Source organism: Streptomyces sp. NPDC104202 (genome assembly GCF_055584185.1).
The window spans coordinates 73,064-91,477 of the sequence record NZ_JBVJMN010000033.1; the positions used below are offsets into that span (position 1 = coordinate 73,064).

General features: G+C 74.8%; 16 protein-coding genes. 6 read left to right on the forward strand and 10 right to left on the reverse strand.

Features of this window, described 5'->3' with window-relative positions; genetic code table 11:
• Positions 1-28: 28 nt before the first annotated feature.
• The 3 genes from ACZ60W_RS21625 to ACZ60W_RS21635 all read right to left on the reverse strand — a co-directional run bounded on the left by ACZ60W_RS21625 (position 29) and on the right by ACZ60W_RS21635 (position 3,914).
• Complete coding sequence (locus tag ACZ60W_RS21625; RefSeq protein WP_469756961.1) at positions 29-1,576, reverse strand: ATP-dependent DNA ligase; 1,548 nt, start codon at positions 1,574-1,576, stop codon at positions 29-31.
• A 320-nt stretch (positions 1,577-1,896) separates the two neighbouring features.
• Complete coding sequence (locus ACZ60W_RS21630) at positions 1,897-3,261, reverse strand: DUF6397 family protein (RefSeq protein WP_469756962.1); 1,365 nt, start codon at positions 3,259-3,261, stop codon at positions 1,897-1,899.
• A 242-nt stretch (positions 3,262-3,503) separates the two neighbouring features.
• Entirely contained in the window at positions 3,504-3,914 is a 411-nt protein-coding gene (locus ACZ60W_RS21635) for a roadblock/LC7 domain-containing protein (protein WP_469756963.1), read from the reverse strand.
• A gap of 161 nt (positions 3,915-4,075) precedes the next feature.
• Between ACZ60W_RS21635 and ACZ60W_RS21640 the strand changes: the two genes are divergently transcribed.
• The gene (locus ACZ60W_RS21640; RefSeq protein ID WP_469756975.1) at positions 4,076-4,492 is read left to right on the forward strand and encodes a PPOX class F420-dependent oxidoreductase; all 417 of its coding nucleotides are present in this window, start codon (positions 4,076-4,078) and stop codon (positions 4,490-4,492) included.
• A gap of 49 nt (positions 4,493-4,541) precedes the next feature.
• Here the strand turns inward: ACZ60W_RS21640 and ACZ60W_RS21645 are convergent, their stop codons facing one another.
• The 5 genes from ACZ60W_RS21645 to ACZ60W_RS21665 form a co-directional block, all read right to left on the reverse strand.
• Positions 4,542-5,156 (reverse strand): GTP-binding protein, encoded by a 615-nt coding sequence (locus tag ACZ60W_RS21645; protein WP_469756964.1) that lies wholly within the window; start codon positions 5,154-5,156, stop codon positions 4,542-4,544.
• On the reverse strand, positions 5,137-5,553 hold the full coding sequence (locus ACZ60W_RS21650) for a DUF742 domain-containing protein (protein ID WP_469756965.1): 417 nt from the start codon (positions 5,551-5,553) through the stop codon (positions 5,137-5,139). The genes ACZ60W_RS21645 and ACZ60W_RS21650 overlap by 20 nt, the downstream gene beginning before the upstream one ends.
• 13 nt (positions 5,554-5,566) lie before the next feature.
• Positions 5,567-6,001, reverse strand: a complete 435-nt coding sequence (locus ACZ60W_RS21655; RefSeq protein ID WP_366301614.1) for a roadblock/LC7 domain-containing protein — start codon at positions 5,999-6,001, stop codon at positions 5,567-5,569.
• Positions 5,998-9,267: a sensor histidine kinase gene (locus ACZ60W_RS21660; protein ID WP_469756966.1), complete on the reverse strand. Its 3,270-nt coding sequence runs from the start codon at positions 9,265-9,267 to the stop codon at positions 5,998-6,000. Before ACZ60W_RS21660 ends, ACZ60W_RS21655 begins: the two co-directional genes overlap by 4 nt.
• A gap of 94 nt (positions 9,268-9,361) precedes the next feature.
• Positions 9,362-10,195 (reverse strand): MHYT domain-containing protein, encoded by an 834-nt coding sequence (locus ACZ60W_RS21665; RefSeq protein WP_469756967.1) that lies wholly within the window; start codon positions 10,193-10,195, stop codon positions 9,362-9,364.
• Positions 10,196-10,344: 149 nt separating this feature from the next.
• Here ACZ60W_RS21665 and ACZ60W_RS21670 point away from each other — a divergent pair, with 149 nt between their 5' ends.
• The 4 genes from ACZ60W_RS21670 to ACZ60W_RS21685 all read left to right on the forward strand — a co-directional run bounded on the left by ACZ60W_RS21670 (position 10,345) and on the right by ACZ60W_RS21685 (position 14,551).
• Complete coding sequence (locus tag ACZ60W_RS21670; protein ID WP_469756968.1) at positions 10,345-10,953, forward strand: class I SAM-dependent methyltransferase; 609 nt, start codon at positions 10,345-10,347, stop codon at positions 10,951-10,953.
• Between the two features lie 278 nt (positions 10,954-11,231).
• Complete coding sequence (locus ACZ60W_RS21675) at positions 11,232-13,106, forward strand: bifunctional serine/threonine-protein kinase/glutamate ABC transporter substrate-binding protein (RefSeq protein ID WP_469756976.1); 1,875 nt, start codon at positions 11,232-11,234, stop codon at positions 13,104-13,106.
• Between the two features lie 124 nt (positions 13,107-13,230).
• Entirely contained in the window at positions 13,231-13,566 is a 336-nt protein-coding gene (locus ACZ60W_RS21680; RefSeq protein ID WP_469756969.1) for a hypothetical protein, read from the forward strand.
• A gap of 130 nt (positions 13,567-13,696) precedes the next feature.
• Entirely contained in the window at positions 13,697-14,551 is an 855-nt protein-coding gene (locus ACZ60W_RS21685) for a hypothetical protein (RefSeq protein WP_469756970.1), read from the forward strand.
• A 24-nt stretch (positions 14,552-14,575) separates the two neighbouring features.
• Here ACZ60W_RS21685 and ACZ60W_RS21690 read toward each other — a convergent pair whose 3' ends face one another.
• On the reverse strand, positions 14,576-15,172 hold the full coding sequence (locus ACZ60W_RS21690) for an HD domain-containing protein (protein ID WP_469756971.1): 597 nt from the start codon (positions 15,170-15,172) through the stop codon (positions 14,576-14,578).
• 223 nt (positions 15,173-15,395) lie between these two features.
• Between ACZ60W_RS21690 and ACZ60W_RS21695 the strand changes: the two genes are divergently transcribed.
• Positions 15,396-16,772, forward strand: coding sequence for a tannase/feruloyl esterase family alpha/beta hydrolase (locus ACZ60W_RS21695; protein WP_469756972.1), 1,377 nt, complete (start codon positions 15,396-15,398; stop codon positions 16,770-16,772).
• Positions 16,773-16,995: 223 nt separating this feature from the next.
• On the opposite strand, the gene ACZ60W_RS21700 is transcribed toward ACZ60W_RS21695, so the two are convergent.
• On the reverse strand, positions 16,996-18,108 hold the full coding sequence (locus ACZ60W_RS21700; protein WP_469756973.1) for an acyl-CoA desaturase: 1,113 nt from the start codon (positions 18,106-18,108) through the stop codon (positions 16,996-16,998).
• Between the last annotated feature and the right edge of the window lie 306 nt (positions 18,109-18,414).

The following is an 18,414-nucleotide window of genomic DNA, read 5'->3' on the forward strand; positions in this document are numbered from 1 at the left end:
CGCCCTCCCGCGAGGCCCGTGCCCTCGGTCAGCCGCCCCCGGTGATCACGTCGACGGTGTCGGCCTCCGAGGCCGGCTTGTCGGGACGGTGGCGGACGACGCGCGCGAAGCGCAGGGTGACGCCGGCCGGATACCGGGTCGAGCGCTGGAGGCCGTCGTAGGCGATCTCCACGACGAGCTCGGGTCTGACCCGCACCGTGAATCCGTCGTCCTCCACGGCGAGTTCACCCAGCCGCTCGGTCTGCCAGCGCAGCATCTCGTCGGTGAGCCCCTTGAACGTCTTGCCGAGCATGACGAACCCCCCGTCCGCGGCGCGCGCCCCGAGGTGGAGGTTGGAGAGCAGCCCGGTCCGGCGGCCGTGGCCCCGCTCGACGGCGAGAACGACGAGGTCGAGGGTGTGGACGGGCTTCACCTTCAGCCACGTGCGGCCCCGCCGCCCGGCCACGTAGGGCGCGTCCAGCGCCTTGACGAGCACGCCCTCGTGCCCTCGGGCCAGCGTCGAGGTGAAGAACCGCTCGGCCGCGTCGGTCTGCCCGGCGTCGGCCGGGTCGGTGACGACGGTGCGGCGCACCCGGTGGGCCTCGGGAAGCAGGCGGGCGAGCACCTCGTGCCGCTCTTGACCGGGCCGGTCGATCAGCTCCTCGCCGTCCACGGCGAGGACGTCGAAGAAGACGGGCGTCAACGGCAGGGCAGCGTGCGCCCCGGCCACGTTTGTGCGGGAGCCGACCCGGGACGCGATGGACTGGAAGGCCACGGGGCGCCCGGTGCCGGGGTCGAGCGCGATCACCTCGCCGTCCAGGATGAACCGGTCGGCCTCCACGGCCAGGGCCGTCGCGACCACCTCGGGAAGGCGGACGGTGATGTCGTCGAGCGAACGGGTGTGGACCCGCACGTCACCACCGATCCGGTGGACCTGGATGCGGAAACCGTCGAGCTTCTCCTCCACCGCGCACGGCCCCAGCGCCTCGATCGCCTCGGTCACGGAGCCCGCCGTGTGGGCGAGCATCGGCTGCACGGGGCTTCCCACCCGCAGCGTGAAGCGTTCGAGCGCCGCGGGTCCCTCGGCGAGCACCGCCTGGGCGACCGGGGGCAGGGAGCCCTCCAGCATCACCGCGCGCCGCAACTCGGCCGCCGGCACGGCGGCCGCTCGCGCGACCCCGTCCAGGGCGACGGCGTCCAGGGCCCCCTGCCGTACCTCACCGGTGAGCAGCCGCAGCAGCAGCTCCTGTTCCTCGGGGCCCGCGGCGGCGAACAGCGCGTGGACCAGCCGGGTCCGCTCGGCCCGGGACCCGGCTCCGGCGACGGCGGCAAGCTCCGTCAGCGCCGCGTCGACCCGGTCGAGCGTGAGTCCGGGCCGCTCGGCAGGCGGGACAGCAGGGGGGACGACGTCCTTGAGCACGCTCCACCCGACGCCGATCCGCCCCTGCGGGAGCCGGCCCGACAGATACGCGATGACGAGCGGACTCTCGTCCGGCTCCGCCTCCGCGAACAGGTCGGCGAGCAGCGCGATCTTGCGGGAGCGCGCCGAAGCCGCGGCGACCTCCCGGGACACCTCAGCGACACGGGCCAACAGCATGGGGCCATCCTCCCCACGCCCCGCCCCCACCGCACCCCGACTTCCCCCACCTGCTCCGGCTTCCCCTGCATGCTCCGGCTTCCCCTGCATGCTGCGGATTCCTCCGTCGCACCCGCCAGCCGCCGGCCCGGCCGCACGGACATCCATTCCACTACACCGGTCGCGGATGTCCCGGCGAAGCGCCGTCGACCCGGCGGACGGTCCAGGCGGCCGACACGGGCAAGGGGCAGGGGCAAGGGGCAGGGGCAAGGGGCAGAGGGCAGGCGGCAGGACGCAGGGCGCAGGGCGCAGGGGCGATCGTCCCCCCCGTGCCGGTCCCCTCAGGGCCAGGACACCGAGCCGCTCGCCCGTCGGGTCCGCGCCGCTCCCGTCCCCCTCCGCCGACGGAGCCGGTCGAGAAGGCGGGGCCGCTCCGCACGCCCCGGCGGCCGGTCGGGGCCTGCCGCACGACCGGGACCGGGGCCCGGGCCGGCCGCCGAGGCGTGCGGTCGCCCCGGCCGACTGGGTGTCGGCGGATGAGCCTCACGAGGCACGGGAGGGGAATCCATCGGTGGCTCCGAGGGCGGCGGCATGATCGCCACGACCCGTTGTGCGGCGTCGGCGTCCACGTCCGTCGTTCGCCGGACCCGCGGGCCCGGCCCCATCGCGCCGGTCCAGCCGCCGGCCCACCCACCGGTCCAGCCGTCACCCGACGCGGGCAGAGGAGGCTCACCGGCCGTCCTCGTTACGGAGGCGAAGGGCGCCGCCACCCGTTCCGGCACCGGCGCCCGAGACGCATCCCGCTCGGACTCCGGCTCCGAGGGAAGCGAGAGCCGCGCCGCGGCCGAGTCGACGAGCCCGACGGGCTCAGCAGCCGCGACGGACGCAGCGGACGCGACCGGCCCGGCAGGCGCGACGCGACCGAATCCCGCGCTCAAGTCGCCGGGATGCGGCGCCTGTCGCCGTGCACGCGCCTCGTCCAGGGCCAGCGCGAGACTCATCCGCTGCCAGAGGATCTCATCCGGTTCGTCCGCGAGGACGAGCCGTTCGGCGACCTCCCGTGCGGTGGCCGCCGTCGGCATTCCGGACGGCGGCGGGGGACGCAGCCGGTCCATGTGGGCGCGCTCGTAGGGGTCGTCGACGACCTCGGCCACCTGGACGGGGTCGAGCAGCGAGGCGATGGCGGCGGCGCGGGCCCAGGGGTCGTCGGTGGCGCGGAGCAGCAGACCGAGCCGCCGGGCCCGCCAGTTCCTGGGGCGCCGGTCCTCGTGCGCGGCGAGGCGTTCGCGGAGGTCGAGCGGCAGGCGGCCGGTGAGGAGCGCCGGCCCGCGGACTCCGAAGTCGACGACCTCCTCCGCGAGGTAGGTCCAGACGACCGCCCGGTAGCGGTTCAGCGCGAACCGCACCGGGCTGAGGTGACCCGTACGGGCCAGCCGCGTGAAGCGTTCCGGAGTGATCGACAGGAGCGCGGCCGCCTCCCCCGTACCGACCGTGCGCACGCGGTCGCGCAGGCCGACGGGGAAGTCGGGTGCTCCTCTGAGGCGGTCGAGCTCGGAGCGCTCGACCCGCCTCCGTCCGCCTTCGCCCGTCGGCACCGTCCTCACCACGCCCAGTTGGACGGCGAGCCGGAACTCATCACGCCTCAGTTCCAGTTCCTGTGCCGCCCGCCCCGGTGCGACCGTGCGCACCCCTTCTTCCACCGTCATCCTGCGGCCCTCCCCCTCACGTCGGTGCTCTCTCGTGCCGCGGATCCCTCGGACCCACATCGAGAACGTAACGCAGAGTGATCAGACCCGCGCGGCCTGTGGACAACGGCCTGTGGACAACGGCGCGAAGGAGAAGGGCGCAAGGCGAACGGACCGCGGACCTCAGGCCGGTAAGCCATCCGGTCCCGGGCGGAAACGCCACGGGCCCGGGCGGACGCCACCCGGTCTGCGGCGCCCCGTCGTCAGAGCGCCCCGCCCGGCAGGCCGGGCTGGCGTGCCGCCACGCCGAGGTGCTCGCCGACACGATTGACCAGCAGGGTCATCTCGTAGGCCACCTGGCCGACATCGGCCTCCGCCGCGCTCAGGACGCAGAGGCAGCTGCCCTCGCCCGCCGCCGTCACGAAGAGCAGAGCGTCGTCGAACTCGACCATCGTCTGCCGCGGGCGACCTGCCTGGAAGTGCCGGCCAGAGCCGCGGGCGAGGCTGTGCAGGCCGGAGGAGACGGCCGCGAGGTGCTCGGCGTCCTCCCGCACGAGCCCGTTGCTCGCGCCCGTCACCAGACCGTCGTTCGACAGCACGAGCGCGTGCCGTATCGAGCCGACCCGCTGGGTCAGGTCGTCGAGGAGCCAGTCCAGTCCCTTGTCCAACGCCATCAGTGTTCCTCCCCCTGGTTGGTTCGTCCCCCGACGACCCGGTTCCCGTGGTCCCCGCGCCTCCGTGGAACGCCGTATCGCCGCAAGCCTTACGCACTGTCGTGAACAGGGCAAGCACGCACCACGCCCGCGCGTGCCGCAGGATGGGAGGCATGACCAGGATGACCGAGGAACAGTGGCGGGCCTTCGTGTCCGCGGGGACCCGTACCGGCAAGCTGGCGACCGTGCGCGACGACGGCAGTCCGCACGTCGTTCCGATCTGGTTCGTGCTCGACGGCGACGACTTCGTCTTCAACACGGGCAAGGGCACGGTGAAGGGACGCAACCTCGCACGGGACGGGCGGGTCTCCCTGTGCGTCGACGACGACACCCCGCCCTTCGCCTTCGTCACGCTGAGCGGACGGGCCGAAATCACCGAGGAGCCGTCCGAGTTGCTGCGCTGGGCCACACGGATCGCCGCGCGCTACATGGGCGAGGACCGGGCGGACTCTTTCGGACGCCGCAACGCGGTCCCCGGCGAACTCCTCGTCCGGGTACGGATCGACAAGGTGATCGCCGAAGGCGGCGTCTCGGACTGACGCGGGCCGCGGGCGGCACGCTCCCCGCGGCCCCGGACACCGGAGGGAGTCAGCCGACGGTGTCCAGGAGCCGTGCGGTGTGCATCCGGCCGGCGTACTCGACCAGGCGGATGAGGACTTCCTTGCCGGAGTCGCGGTCCCGGGCGTCGCACAGCACCACGGGCGTGCCCCGGTCCAGGTCGAGCGCGCGGGAGACGTCGGCGGCGCCGTACGTACGCGCGCCCGTGAAGCAGTTCACGGCGACGACGAACGGGATCTTCCGGTGCTCGAAGTAGTCGACCGCCGGGAAGCAGTCCTCCAGGCGCCGGGTGTCGGCCAGGACGACGGCGCCGAGGGCGCCCTGGGACAGTTCGTCCCAGAGGAACCAGAACCGGTCCTGGCCCGGCGTCCCGAAGAGGTACAGGGAGAGCCCGGAGCGGATGGTGATGCGGCCGAAGTCCATGGCCACGGTCGTGGTCGACTTCTGGTCGACGCCCCCGGTGTCGTCGACGGCCTGCCCGGCGCGGCTGAGCCGCTCCTCGGTGCGCAGCGGACGTATCTCGCTGACCGCGCCGACGAGGGTCGTCTTGCCCACGCCGAAGCCGCCGGCGACCAGGATCTTCAGGGCGAGGGCGCTGTCCGCCGCCTCGCCCGCGCCGCTGCTCTCAGAGCGCTCGTAGGCCATCGATTACTTCCCTCAGGATTCTTTCGTCGGGGAGCTGAGCGGGCGGCACGGGTCTGCTGACGCGTACGAAGCCCGATTCGAGGAGGTCGCCGAGGAGGACCCGGACGACGCCCACGGGGAGGTCGGCGTCGGCGGCGAGTTCGGCCACCGACTGGGTCTCGGCCCGGCACAGGGCGAGCAGGGACCGGTGTTCGGGCCCGAGCAGGGCCTCGTCCCCCGGTCCCGGCGGGTCGTCGTCGACGACGACGAGGGCGATGAGGTCGAACCGCACGTTGCTGGGCCCGGGCTTGGTGCGGCCGCCGGTCATCGCGTAGGGGCGGACGAGCGGTCCGGCCTCGGCGTCGTACCAGTGGCTGCCCGGTGCGGACGGGCCGTCGCGGGTGCTGTCGTCGGTCATCGGTGTCTCCGGTTCAGCCCGCGGCCGGGGGTGTCACCGTGAGCCGCGGAGGGGTGTGCAGGTGCTCGCCGACGCGTTTCACGAGGCGGGCCATCTCGTACGCGATGAGGCCGATGTCGGCGCTGGCGGCGCTGAGCACGGCGAGGCACGAGCCGTCGCCCGCCGCGGCGACGAAGAGGAAGCCGTCGTCCATCTCGACCATCGTCTGGCGCACCCCGCCCGTGTGGAACTGGCGTCCGGCGCCCTTGGCGAGGCTGTGGAAGCCGGAGGCGATGGCGGCCAGGTGCTCGGCGTCCTCGCGGCTGAGGCCGCTGGAGGAGCCGACGGCGAGTCCGTCGTTGGAGAGCACCACGGTGTGGCGGACCTCGCGGACCCGCATGACGAGGTCGTCGAGGAGCCAGTCGAGCTCGCCGGACCGGTGGTGGGAGATCCTCTCGTGGTCGATCATGCGTCGTCTCCTTCGGTGCGGGGGTCGTCGTGGGGGGCCTTGCCGTGGCCGAGGCGGTGAACGGTGCCGAGGTCCGCGCGCGGGGCCGCTTCCGGGGGCCGGCCCGGAGAGGGGCTCACCGAGGGACCCGGGTACGCGTGCGGGGACGGGGCCTGCGGTGCGCCGGTCCGGGAGCCCTGCGGCGTCCGGGGGTCCGTACCGCTCCGGGTCCCCGTTCCGGGTCCGGCGATCGGCAGGCGGTCGCCGGTCGGCACCGGGCCGTCGGCCGTACCGGTGCCGGAGTCCCCGCCGAAACCGGAGCCGAGGGGGCGGCGGATTCCGGGGGCGGCTCCGCCTCCGCGCTGCCAGCCGTCCCGGTAGGCGGTCATCCGGTCCCTGACCTGTTCGGGGGTGCGGGTGTCCGCGCCGGCGGCGGTCGGCACGAAGACGGGTTCGGGCGCGGGCGCCTCGCGCAGCTGGGGTACGAGACTCGCCTGCCGTACGCGACGGGGCAGTTCGGCCTCGTCTTCGTCGGGTCCGGGGGCGGCCGGAACGCTGGGCTTCCGCTCCCCGGCCGGTGCCGGTACGACGGGGCCGCGGCGGCGCAGTTCGGTGACTCCGGCGGGCGCGGGTCCGGCGTCCTGTCCCGCGGCGAGCGCGGGGACGGCGGTCGGTCCGGGCAGTGGCTGCGGGCGGGGGGTGGGCGCGACCGGGGGTGTGGCGGGCGGCTTCGGGCCGGAGGGCTGCGGGGTGCCGTGAGGCCGTGCGGCAGGCGGAGAGGGCGGGGTGCCACGGCCCGGGGCGGCCACGGGGCCGGCGGACGGTCCGGTGGGTCCGGCGGGACGGAGCGGAGTCCCACCGGTGCGGTCGATCGTCCCGCCGCTGCGGTCGGGGGTTCCGCCTCCTCCGTCGGGGGTTCCGGCGCCACCGCGGGGGGTTCCGGCGGCGCGGACCGGGCCGCCAGGGGTTCCCGGGGCGGCACCGGGCGGGGTGCGGGGCGCGGGCGGGCGGGCGAAGCGGCGGGCCTCGGCGCGCTGGGCCTCCTCGCGTTCCCTCGCGGCGCGTGCCTCGTCCGTACGCGGGTCGGCTCCTGTTCGGCCGGGCGCGGCGGTCGCGGGGGAACGGGGGGCCGCGGGGTGCGGGGCCGCGTGGGCGCCTCCCTTGCGGGGGCCCTCGGGGCCCGCGCCGGTCACCGGTGTGCCGCGTCCCGCCGGCAGCTGCCCCTGGAGCAGGTCGGTGGGGAGGAGGACGACGGCCGTGGTGCCGCCGTACGGAGAGGTCCGCAGGTGGACCTTGATGTCGTGGCGGGCGGAGAGCCGGCTGACCACGAAGAGGCCGAGGCGGTCGCTGTCGAAGAGGTCGAGCGCCTCGGACTGGGCGATGCGCTGGTTGGCCTCGGTGAGGGTCTCCGTGCCCATGCCGAGGCCGCGGTCCTCGATCTCCAGGGCGTAGCCGTTCCCGACGGGTTCGCCGCTGACGCGCACCTTGGTGTGGGGCGGGGAGAACTGGGCGGCGTTCTCGATCAGTTCGGCGAGGAGGTGCGTGAGGTCGGCGACGGCTCCGCCGACGACGGCCGTCTCGGGCAGCCGCCGTACCTCCACGCGCGCGTAGTCCTCGATCTCGGAGACGGCGGCCCGGACGACGTTGGTGAGGGCGACCGGCATGCGCCAGGCACGGCCGGGTGCGGCACCGCTGAGGATGATCAGGCTTTCGGCGTGGCGCCGCATGCGGGTGGTGAGGTGGTCGAGCCGGAAGAGGTCGCCGAGCTCGTTGGGGTCGTCGGCGCGCCGCTCCATGCTGTCGAGCAGGTTGAGCTGGCGGTGGACGAGGACCTGGCTGCGGCGGGCGAGGTTGACGAACACCCCGGAGATGCCGCTGGCGAGTTCGGCGCGTTCGACGGCGGCCGAGAGCGCGGCACGGTGGACGGTGGTGAGGGCCTCGCCGACCTGGCCGATCTCGTCCTGGGAGACGGGGCCTTGGGGAGTCTCGGCCACCACGTCGATCTCCTCGCCCGCGCGCAGGCGCCGCATGGCGGCGGGGAGTTTGCGGCGGGCGATACCCAGCGCGGTGTTGCGCAGGCTCACCAGCTCGACGACGAGTCCCCGGCCGATCCGGACGGAGATGACCAGGGACGCGGCGACCGCGGCGAGGCCGAGGACGACGGCCGCTCCGCCGGCGCCGAGGAATCCGACGGCGAAGGGATCGGTGCGGTCGGCCGCCGCGGTGTGGGCGTCGCCCTCGATCTCGGCGAGGCCACCGCGGACGGCGCTGAGGGTGTCGTCCCAGTCGTCGGAGGTGACCGCCTGGGCCGCGGGACGGCCGGGGGTCGCGGCGCGGATCCGGTCCTCGGCCCGGGTGAGCCGGGAGTGGTCCCCTCCGGCAGCCAGGTCGTTCCACGCGGCGCGTGCCGCGGGGGGCAGGTCGGCGGTGGCCGTCGCGGCGAGGGTGCGCCGGGTCTCGACGGCGCCGGAGAAGGCACGGAGCCGTTCGGCGGTGAGGTGGCCGGTCAGATGGGCGGAGGTGAGGAGGGCGTCCTCGCGGGAGAGCATCTCGGCGGAGCGGCCGAATTCCAGGAGTACGCGCGCGTCGGAGCCCTGCCCGGCGTCCTGGACCCCGGTGAGGGCGCCGCCGACGGCGAAGGCGGCGGAGACCGTGGCGGTGTACTCCTCGTAGACCTGGTCCCAGTCGGCCCGTCCGTCGACGGCGGCGGTGCGGAGCTTGGCGAGGCCGTCGACCTTGCCGACGAAGGCGCCGACGCGGGCGGCGACCTCGTGGGGCAGGTCCCCGGTGTCCCCGACGGTGTGGGTGGCGTCGAGGCGAAGCCGGCCCACGGCCGCGTCCGTGCGGCGGATCCGGTCCCTGAGCTCGGCCGCCCGGCCGGCACCGGGGGCGGCGACCTGTCGTACGGCGGCGCGCCGTTCGTCCTGGAGGGCGGTGAGAGAGGCCGTCACGGGTTCGCGGATCTCGGCGTCGATGCGCTGGAGGCGGCGGAGGGCGGCGACGTCCTGGGCGGTGGTGACGGTGGCGAATCCCCAGAGGGCGAGGAGCGAGACGACCGGGACCATGAGGATCGAGACGATCTTGGCGCGGACCGTGCGGGGGCGCAGACCGTGGAGCGGTGGCGCGGAGGGGGCCGGGAGCGGTGTCCCGGCAGGCGGGCGGACGGGCGCGGGACGGCCGTCGGGGCCCGGTTCGTCGGCGGGCGGCCCGGCGTGTGCGCGCCGCCCGCGTGCGGCCGTCGGAGGCGGTGTCGCCTCGGCGCCCTTGGTCTTGCGCGGAGTTCGCATGGCCTCCTCGTTCCGGCTGGGTCGTGCTCTGGTGCGGTGGGTCGTGGGTGCGGGGCTGCGGCGGCACGGACGCGGGCGGGTGCCGACGGTGGGTTCAGGGGCTGGGGGTGCGCGCCGGTTCGGCGGTGCGGAACCCGGGGGGTGCGACGTCGACTGCGCGCTCGTCGGGTTCGGTGAGCCGGCCGGCGGACGCGTACGCCGCCCGTTCCCTGGCCGTCGGCGAGAGGGCGACGAAGGCGGAGGTGATGAAGAGGTAGGAGCCGAGGCCGACCGCGAACGGGAAGATGAACTGCATGACCGTGGCGCCGGGGAGGGGCGCGGCCGACGGGATCACCTCCACCCGCACCGCGAACATGCCGGTGTAGTGCATGCTGGTGACGGCCGCGCCCATCACCAGGGAGGCGACGGCGACCGCGGCCGGCGAGTGGATGTTGAGGGCCGCCCAGAGCGCTGCGGTGGCCGCGACGACCGCGATGAGCACCGACAGCCCGACGAGGACCGGGTCGAAGGTGAGGCGTCCGTGGAGCCGGAGGGCGGCCATGCCCAGGTAGTGCATGCTCGCCACGCCGACGCCCGTGGTGAGTCCGCCGATCAGGAGCGAGCGCACGCGGTCCCGTCCGTGACCGACGACGAAGATCCCGACGCCGACGACGGCCATCGCGACCACGAGGCTGAGAAGGGTGAGGGGGACGTCGAAGCGGATGTCGGTGCCGGAGACGCCGAAGCCGACCATCGCGACGAAGTGCATCGTCCAGATTCCGGTGCCGATCGCGGAGGCGGCGGTGAGCAGCCAGTTGCGCCGTGATCGGCCGGTGGCGTCGAGTGCCCGGACGGTACAGCGCAGTCCGAGTGCGGCGCCGGTGCAGGCCATCGCGTACGACAGCACGGGTGTCAGCCAGCCGAAGGTGGCGTGGTCCAGGTGTCCCATGGCTCAGGGACGCTAGGCGCACTGGGGGCGCACCAGGGGCGCATTTCGAAAGCTGACGGAATATGACAGAGAGATGATTCCGAACGATCGCGCCGGGTTCGAACGAGCTCGCAGAAGCTTCACCCCTCCGCGTGCGGAATCATGAGCACATGAACGATGACCCCACACGCGTACGAGAGTTCTTCGGCGCCCGCGCGGCCGACTGGGACCGCAGGTTCCCCGACGACGGGCCCGCGTACGCGGCCGCCGTCCGCGAGATCGGCCTGCGCCCCGGGGACGCCGTGCTCGACGCCGGCTGCGGGACCGGCCGCGCGCTCCCGCCGCTCCGCGACGCCGTCGGCCCCACCGGCACCGTCCTGGGAGTCGACCTCACCCCCGAGATGCTCGACGAGGCCGTCAGGGCCGGACGGGGCCGTGCCGACGGCACCGCGACGCTGCTGCTCGCCGACGTCGGCCGACTCCCGGTGGGCGACGGCGCTCTCGACGCCGTCTTCGGGGCGGGGCTCGTCTCCCACCTGGCAGACCCGGTCGCCGACCTGGGCGAACTCGCCCGCGTGGTGCGTCCCGGCGGCCGGCTGGCCCTCTTCCACCCGATCGGCCGAGCGGCTCTCGCCGCCCGTCACGGCCGTGCGATCACACCGGACGACCTGCGGGCCGAGCCCCGCCTGCGCCCGGTGCTCGCCGAGGCCGGCTGGCGGCTCGTCCGCTACGTCGACGAGGACACGCGCTACCTCGCCATGGCCGTCCGCGAGGGCTGAGCGACCGGCGGGCCGCACCCTCGCGCGACGTCGCCCCCCCCCCACCACCGGGCCGCCCGGCGACACGCCCGACGGGATCGATCGTCCGAGCGGTCGGGCGGGAGATCGCGGGAACGCCCCCCGCGCCGACCGGATGTGGCAGAGTCGAGACGGGTCGCGGTCCGACTCCGCGGGACTCGGCACGTCCGTTGGAGGGCCGTGTCGGGGCGAGGGAGCGGTGCGTGGCACGGGTGGTGGACGGTCGTTTCGAGCTGGTGGCCCGGCTCGGCGGCGGCGGGATGGGGACCGTGTGGCGGGCCCGGGACCTGGTACTCCACCGTGAGGTGGCCGTCAAGGAAGTGCGTCCGCCCGACCCTGCTCTGGCCGAGTACGACCCCGAGGGCGCGCGGGAGCTGCGCGTGCGGGTGCTGCGGGAGGCACAGGCCCTCGCGCGCGTGGCGCACCCCCAGGTGGTGACCATCCATCACATCGTGGACGAGGGCGAGGGGACGTACCCCTGGCTCGTCATGGAGCTGGTCGCGGGCGGCTCGCTCCAGGACCGGCTCGACCGGGGCACCCTCACGCCGCGCGAGGCGGCCACGCTGGGGCGGGGCATCCTGGCGGGGCTGCGCGCCGTCCACGCCATGGGCGTCCAGCACCGGGACGTCAAGCCCGCGAACGTCCTGCTGCGACCCGACGGCGTCCCCGTCCTCACCGACTTCGGCATCGCGGCCGTCCACGGGGCCACGGCCCTCACCGCCGCCGGCTCGATCATCGGCACGCCCGACTACATGGCGCCCGAGCGCGTCTCCGGCGAGGAGGGCGGGCCCGCCGCCGACCTGTGGTCCCTCGCGATGACCCTGTACGTCGCCGTCGAGGGCCGCCACCCACTCCGGCGCGCGAACACCCTGGCCACCCTCGCCGCCGTACTCGGCGAGGACGTCCCCCCGCCCCGGCGGGCCGGTCCGCTCGCCCAGGTCCTCACGGAGGTGCTCGTACGGGACCCGGCGGCGCGTCCGGACGGCGAGACACTGGACCGGATGCTCGCCGCGGCGGAGTCACCCGCGGACGCACCGGTCACGGCACCCGCGTCGGCGCACTCGGCCCGGGGCGGCGCAGGACCCGGGGCCGCACCCCGGCCCACCCCCGACACCGGCACGGACCCGGCGGCCGACCCGACGACGGGCACCACGTCGTACCGCCTCGCGCCCCCCGCGGAGCCGCCGCGGACACCGGCCCGGCCGCGGCGAACCCCTGCCGGGGCGCCGAGCCCGCCCTGGAAGCGTCCCGGCGCGCTGTACGCCGACGGCGCCGTCGCCCTGGCGCTCAGCGGTGTGCTCGTCTGGAACCTCGTCCACGACGGGTCCGGCGACGACGGCACGACCGACAAGACCGGCGGCCGGACACCGTCGGCGTCCGCCCCGCCGACTGGGGCGACGGGCACTCCCACCACCGGCGGCACGTCCGGCATCACGATCGGGATCAAGACCGACCAACCGGGCATCGGGATGAAGAACACGGACGGCACGTACGCGGGGCTGGACGTGGACGTGGCCACCTACGTGGCCCGCGCCCTCGGGCACGACCCCGCGGACGTCACCTGGAAGCAGGCACCGAGCTCGCTCCGCGAGTCCCTGCTCAGGAACGGCGACGTCGACCTGGTCGTGGCCACGTACACGATCAACGACAGACGGAGGCAGGAAGTCGACTTCGCCGGGCCGTACCTCGTGGCCCACCGGGACGTGCTGCTGACCGCCGGAAACACCTCCGTCACGCGACCGTCGGACCTCAACGGCCGACGGGTCTGCACGGTGACCGGCTCCACCTCGGAGCTCAACGTCCGGACGGTGATCGCCCCTCAGGCGGAGCTGACGACCTACGACACCTACGGCCGCTGCGTGGACGCCCTCGACGCGGGCGCCGTGGACGCGGTGACCTCCGACGACGCGCTGCTCGCCGGCTACGCGGCGCAGGACGGCTTCGAGGACCGGTTCAAGCTCGCAGGGTTCCGGCTCACCGAGGAGAAGTACGGGGTCGGCCTGCGCAAGGGAAGCCCGCTGACCGCCAAGGTCACGGCCGCTCTGGACCGGATGGTCTCCGACGGCTCCTGGGCCGCGGCCGTGCGGAAGAACCTGCCGCTCCTGCGGACGGACACACCGCCCGATCCCCGATGACCCCCGGGCGGCGGGAACCGGCCGCCACTCGGAGATCCTCGACTCCAACGCGCCCTTCTGTCACGGCACTTCACTGTCTACCGTGGAGATGCCGGGCAGTCGTGCCCGGGAGAGGCGGCGGGCCGTGGCACGAGTACCGGAAAGACTGCGCAGACTCCTCCCCTCCGCGCGGCGGGCGCCCGCGGCCGCCGCTCCGGCGCCACCGCGCGCGAGGCAGGGACACAACCTCTTCGAGGCCGCCGCCGCGTACGTGGCCGCGTGCGCCGAGGACGACCCCGCACGGGCGGAGGAGGCGGCCAGCCGGGTCTCCCCCGGCATGCTCGCCTTCGGGGTGAACGAGCTCGCCTGCCGGGCCCTCCTCACCCTCGCGCGGGAACGGAACGAGTCGCCGAGCGTCGTGGCACGGTCCCTGCTCGGCCTGAGGAGCGAGGCGCCGCAGCGTCCCGTGGGCGACGGCTGACCGGGCGGGACGCGGCGGGGCGGGCTCCGGGCGTTGCGCGAGGACCGGACGCGGGTTCCCCGGCGGAGCCCCTCGACGCGCGGGTTACTCACTGGTTAAGGTGCGCCGACGACCGGATGGGGAGGCTGCCGTGGCTGGGACGGACCCGATCGCCGAGGCCGAGGCCGACGGCGACGCAGACGCGCTGTTCGTGCTGACGGCGGCGCTGCTGACGCCCGCCCGCTTCCCGAGCGTGCTCGGCGACGACTACCCGGCGGCCTGTGCCGCGCTGGGGCTCCAGCCGTACGCGGAGGGGTACGGGCTCGTCTTCGGTCAGGACGGGCTCGGGGCGCGGTGGACGGTCGTCGTGGACGACGTGTCGCTGGTCGCCGTCGCCATCTCGTCGTGGGACTGCGGCATGGCGTACGACCTCTCCCCCGACGAGCGGTCGGTGGTGGCCGGCCTGCCGGGCTGGCCGCTCCCCGTGGCCACGCGCGCGCCGGGGGTCCCGGAGCCGCACGACCCGCAGCCGCAGGCGGGCGACCCGGCCCCGCTGACCCCGCCCTCCGGCGCCGAGTGGGGGCCGGCCCAGCGCCGGCTGGGCGCGGACGAGGTCGGGCTCCAGTGGGCCGCCTGGCGCTCCCGGGCGGACGACGGCGCCGGCACCGCCGTCCCGACTCCCGCGCCCGCGTCCCCGGCTGCCGACGCGGCTCCGGCCGCCCCGGCCCCCGGCCCGTACAGCGGGGTCAGGCGTGCCCTGGAAGAGCTCCGCGGATACGTGGAGGAGCCGCCGCCGGTAGGGCGGGTCCGTTCCGTCGTGGGCCCCGAGGGCGGTCCCCGCACCCTGCGCGCGGACGGCCCCGGCTGGTCGCTGGTGGCCCGGACCGACGACATGGCCTTCGTCCTGCTCGACGAGCTGCCGCGCGAGGTGCTGCCGGTGACCCGGGGCCCGAAGCTGCCGGCCCTGCTCGAAGCGCTCGACGCGATGGCCGTGCGCCCGTCCTGACTACGCGCGGCCCCGCCCGCTCCGTCAGGTCAGGGCGTGTCCGTACGCGGCAGCCAGTCCGTCGAGCTCCGGATCGCCGAAGGCGGAGCGCAGCGCGCCGAAGGCGACGACCTTGTCCTGGCCGAACCGGGCGATGGATGTGGCGTAGGTCTCCGGGGAGACGAACCGCGGCGGCGTCGACTTGCTGTGGAACGCGTCCGCGTACATCACCAGGCGCTCCTCGGGCGTCACCGCCACGTAGTCGGCCGGGGGCAGCGGCAGCCCCTGCGTGACGATGTCCTCCTTGGTCAGCCCGACGCCGGTGTGGCAGGAGCAGAACCGGCACAGGGCCTCCGGCAGGCCCTCGGCCGCGAGGATCTCGTGGCCGAGCACCCCGTGGAGCAGGTAGCTGCGGTCGTCCCGCCGCCCCTCGGCGTCGAACAGGCGGTAGACCCCGATGTCGTGCAGGAGGCACCCGGCGCGGACCAGCTCCGGGTCGACGCCGAGGTCCGCGGTCGCCATGAGGCGCTCGGCGATTCGCCACACGATCTCGCAATGGGTGAAGACGCGCTCGAACACCTCCTCGTGGGGCGCGTGCTTCAGGTGCAGGGCGCGGATGTCGTCCGTCGTCGGAATGTCCATCCGCGCAGCGTAGCGAGGACGGACGCGGGGAGTCCGCGAGCCGTCGCCCATGGTCCGTGGTCCGCCGTACGTGGTCGGGCCTGAGAGACCTGTCGGCCGAGCTCCGTGGTCCCGTCACACCGGGCGGCGTGCGGAGATGTGGTGTCGAACCATGGGCCTCGGGTGGGGGTGCACCGGACGATGTGGGGCCTCATCCCATTCCGCCGTCCACCGGAGGTCCACCATGCGCCTGTTCCCAGGCGTCTCCCTCGTCGCCGCGCTGCTGACCGGAGTCACCGTCCTCGCCCCGGCGAGCTCGGCGGGGGCCCAGGAGGCCGATGCCGCGCACTGCGCGCGCGAGGACCGGCTCCATGTGCCCGGCGCCGCGTTCCAGCGCTCGGCATGCCTCGCGGATCTGACGACGGCCGGGCTCGCCGGTACGCCGTACACCGACATGGCCGACCAGGCCGGTCTCGCCGCACAGGGGACCCGCAATCCCTCCGGTGTGCCGGGCGTGCAGATCGACGGGTACTTCCCCGACGACTCGCGGCTGAACACCACCCACGGCTGGTCGCACGACGCGCAGTTCGTCATCCGGCTGCCCGACCACTGGAACGGCGGCCTCGTCGTGACCGGCGCCCCGGGCACGCGCCGCCAGTACTCGACGGACGCGCTGATCTCCGACCAGGTCCTGGCCGAGGGCTTCGCCTACGCGGCGACCGACAAGGGCAACACCGGTCCGAACTTCTTCACCGACGGCCGGGCCCCGGGCGACGCGGTCGCCGAGTGGAACCGGCGGGTGACCGAACTGACGCGGGCGGCCAAGAAGGCCGTGCGGCAGCGGTACGGGAAGGCTCCGGAGCACACCTACATGACCGGCATCTCCAACGCCGGCTACCTGACCCGCTGGCAGCTGGAGAACCGGCCCGAGCTGTACGACGGCGGCGTCGACTGGGAGGGCGTGCTGTGGACGACGCGCGGGCCCAACCTGCTGACCAGCCTGCCGGTCACGGTGGCCCGCCAGTTCGGCCGGGCCTCGGACGACGACCTGATCGCGGCCGGGTTCGCGCCCGGCTCCCGCTTCCTGTGGCCGTACCACGAGAAGGCGTACTGGGGTCTGACGCAGAAGATGTTCCGGGCCGAGTTCGACCCCTCGTACGACCCCGCCTGCCCGGGCGCCACCGCCGGCGGCACCGTGGAGCAGATCCTGGCGCCGTGCGCCTCGGACGCCTCGTACGACTACGCGTCCCGGCCGGCGGCCGTGCACCGGGCGGTCGCGAAGGTCGCGCTCACCGGCCGGATCGGCAAACCGCTCCTCACCCTCCACGGGGACCTCGACACCCTGCTGCCGATCGCGACGGACTCCGACGTGTACGCGGGGATGATCGACGGACGCGGGCGGGGCGCCCTGCACCGGTACTACACGGTCCAGGGCGGGACGCACACCGACGGCCTGTACGACACCTACCCGGACCGGCTGCGGCCGATCCTGCCCTGCTACCGCTCGGCGTTCGACGCGCTGACGCGCTGGGTCGAGGAGGGGACCGCTCCTCCGGCGGACCGGACGATCGCGCGTCCGGCCGGTGGCGACCTGGTCAACTCCTGCGGCCTGGAGGGCTGAGGTAGGGCTTCGGGCCGGGGGCTCGGCGTCGGCGGGGCTCGGCGTCGGCTCGGCTAGGCGTCGGCGTCGGCTCGGCGTCAGCGTCGGCTCGGCGTCGGCGTCGGCGTCGGCGTCGGGATCGACTCGGCGTCGGCCAGGAGAAGGTGCCGGCCCGTCGTCGAGGGCGGCGGCCGGGACCCGCCCCCGGGCCCGGGGTCCTCCCGCGCCCCCTACGCCCGCGAACCTACGCGGCGGACTCGGCGCGCAGCGGGGCGCCCACGTCGTGCAGATGACCGAGGGCCTGGCGGTAGGAGTCCACGAATCCGGTCTCCGTGTACGGCACGCCCAGCGCGGCGCAGTGGGCGCGGACGGCGGGCTGGGCGAGTCGGAGGTGGGGGCGCGGCATGCTCGGGAAGAGGTGGTGCTCGATCTGGTAGTTGAGGCCGCCGAGGAACCAGTCGGTCAGGGCGCCGCCGCGGATGTTGCGCGAGGTGAGCACCTGGCGGCGCAGGTGGCCCCAGCTGTCGCCGTCCTCGTGCTCGTCCGGACGGTCCATGCCCTTGTGGTTGGGGGCGAAGGCCATGCCGAGGTGCACGCCGAGCAGCATCTGGTGGACGAGCGCGAAGAGCAGCGCCTGCGCGGGGGTGAGGAGGGCGAGGAGCAGGGCGGCGTATCCCGCGAAGTGGGCGAGGAGCAGGCCGCCCTCCACGAGCCGGTCACGACGGGTGCGGCAGGGGCCGTCCTTCGCGAGGAGCGCTCGCACGCCGTAGATCTTGAGGGCGATGCCCTCCAGCGTCGTCAGCGGGAAGAACAGCCAAGCCTGGTGGCGGGTGAGGAAGCCACGCAGTCCCCTGCGGCCCGTCGTCTGGTGCTCGGCGAAGACGAGGATGTCCGCCACGACGTCCGGGTCCTTGTCGAGGTGGTTGGGGTGGGCGTGGTGGCGGTTGTGCTTGTCGTTCCACCACTCCCTGCTCATGCCGAGGAGGAGGTTGGCGTGCACGAGCTGGATCATCCTGCTCGCCCTGCGGTCCGCGGTGATTTGGGAGTGACCCGCGTCGTGGCCGACGAACGCGGCGCGGGCGGACAGCAGGGCGAGGGGGAGGGCGAGGAGGAGCGCCCACCAGGAGGGACCGATCAGGGCGAGGCCGGCCACGACGGCGGCGATGCCGAGGAGGTTGACGGTGATGCCCCGGGCGTACCAGCCGAGGCGGTGTTCGAGGAGACCCTGCTCCCTGATCGTGCGCAGCAGCGGTGTGAACTCGCCGGCTCCCTTGCCGCGGCCGGGCTTCGCCGCGGTGACCGTGGGGAGCGCCGTGGCCGGCGCGGCGGCCTGGGGCAGGACGGTGGCCTGGGACATGCGGGGGCTCCGTTTTCTGTCGGTCGATAGGAGGGTCGTACGGGGTGGGCGGGGCGGGCGGCGCGGCGGAGTCGCAGAGACAGGGCGGTGGGATCCGGTGCTCGACCGGTCGTCGGCGCCCACCGAAAACGTACGGATCCGTGATCGTCCCGGGCCATGGCGTCACCACCCGTCCCCGGCAGGGGCTGGCCCGGGGTGGGGGGGGGGGGGGGGGGGGGGGGGGGGGGGGGGGCGGGGGGGGGGGGGAGGGGGGGGGGGGGGGGGGGGGGGGGGGGGGGGGGGGGGGGTGGGGAGGGGGGGATGCCT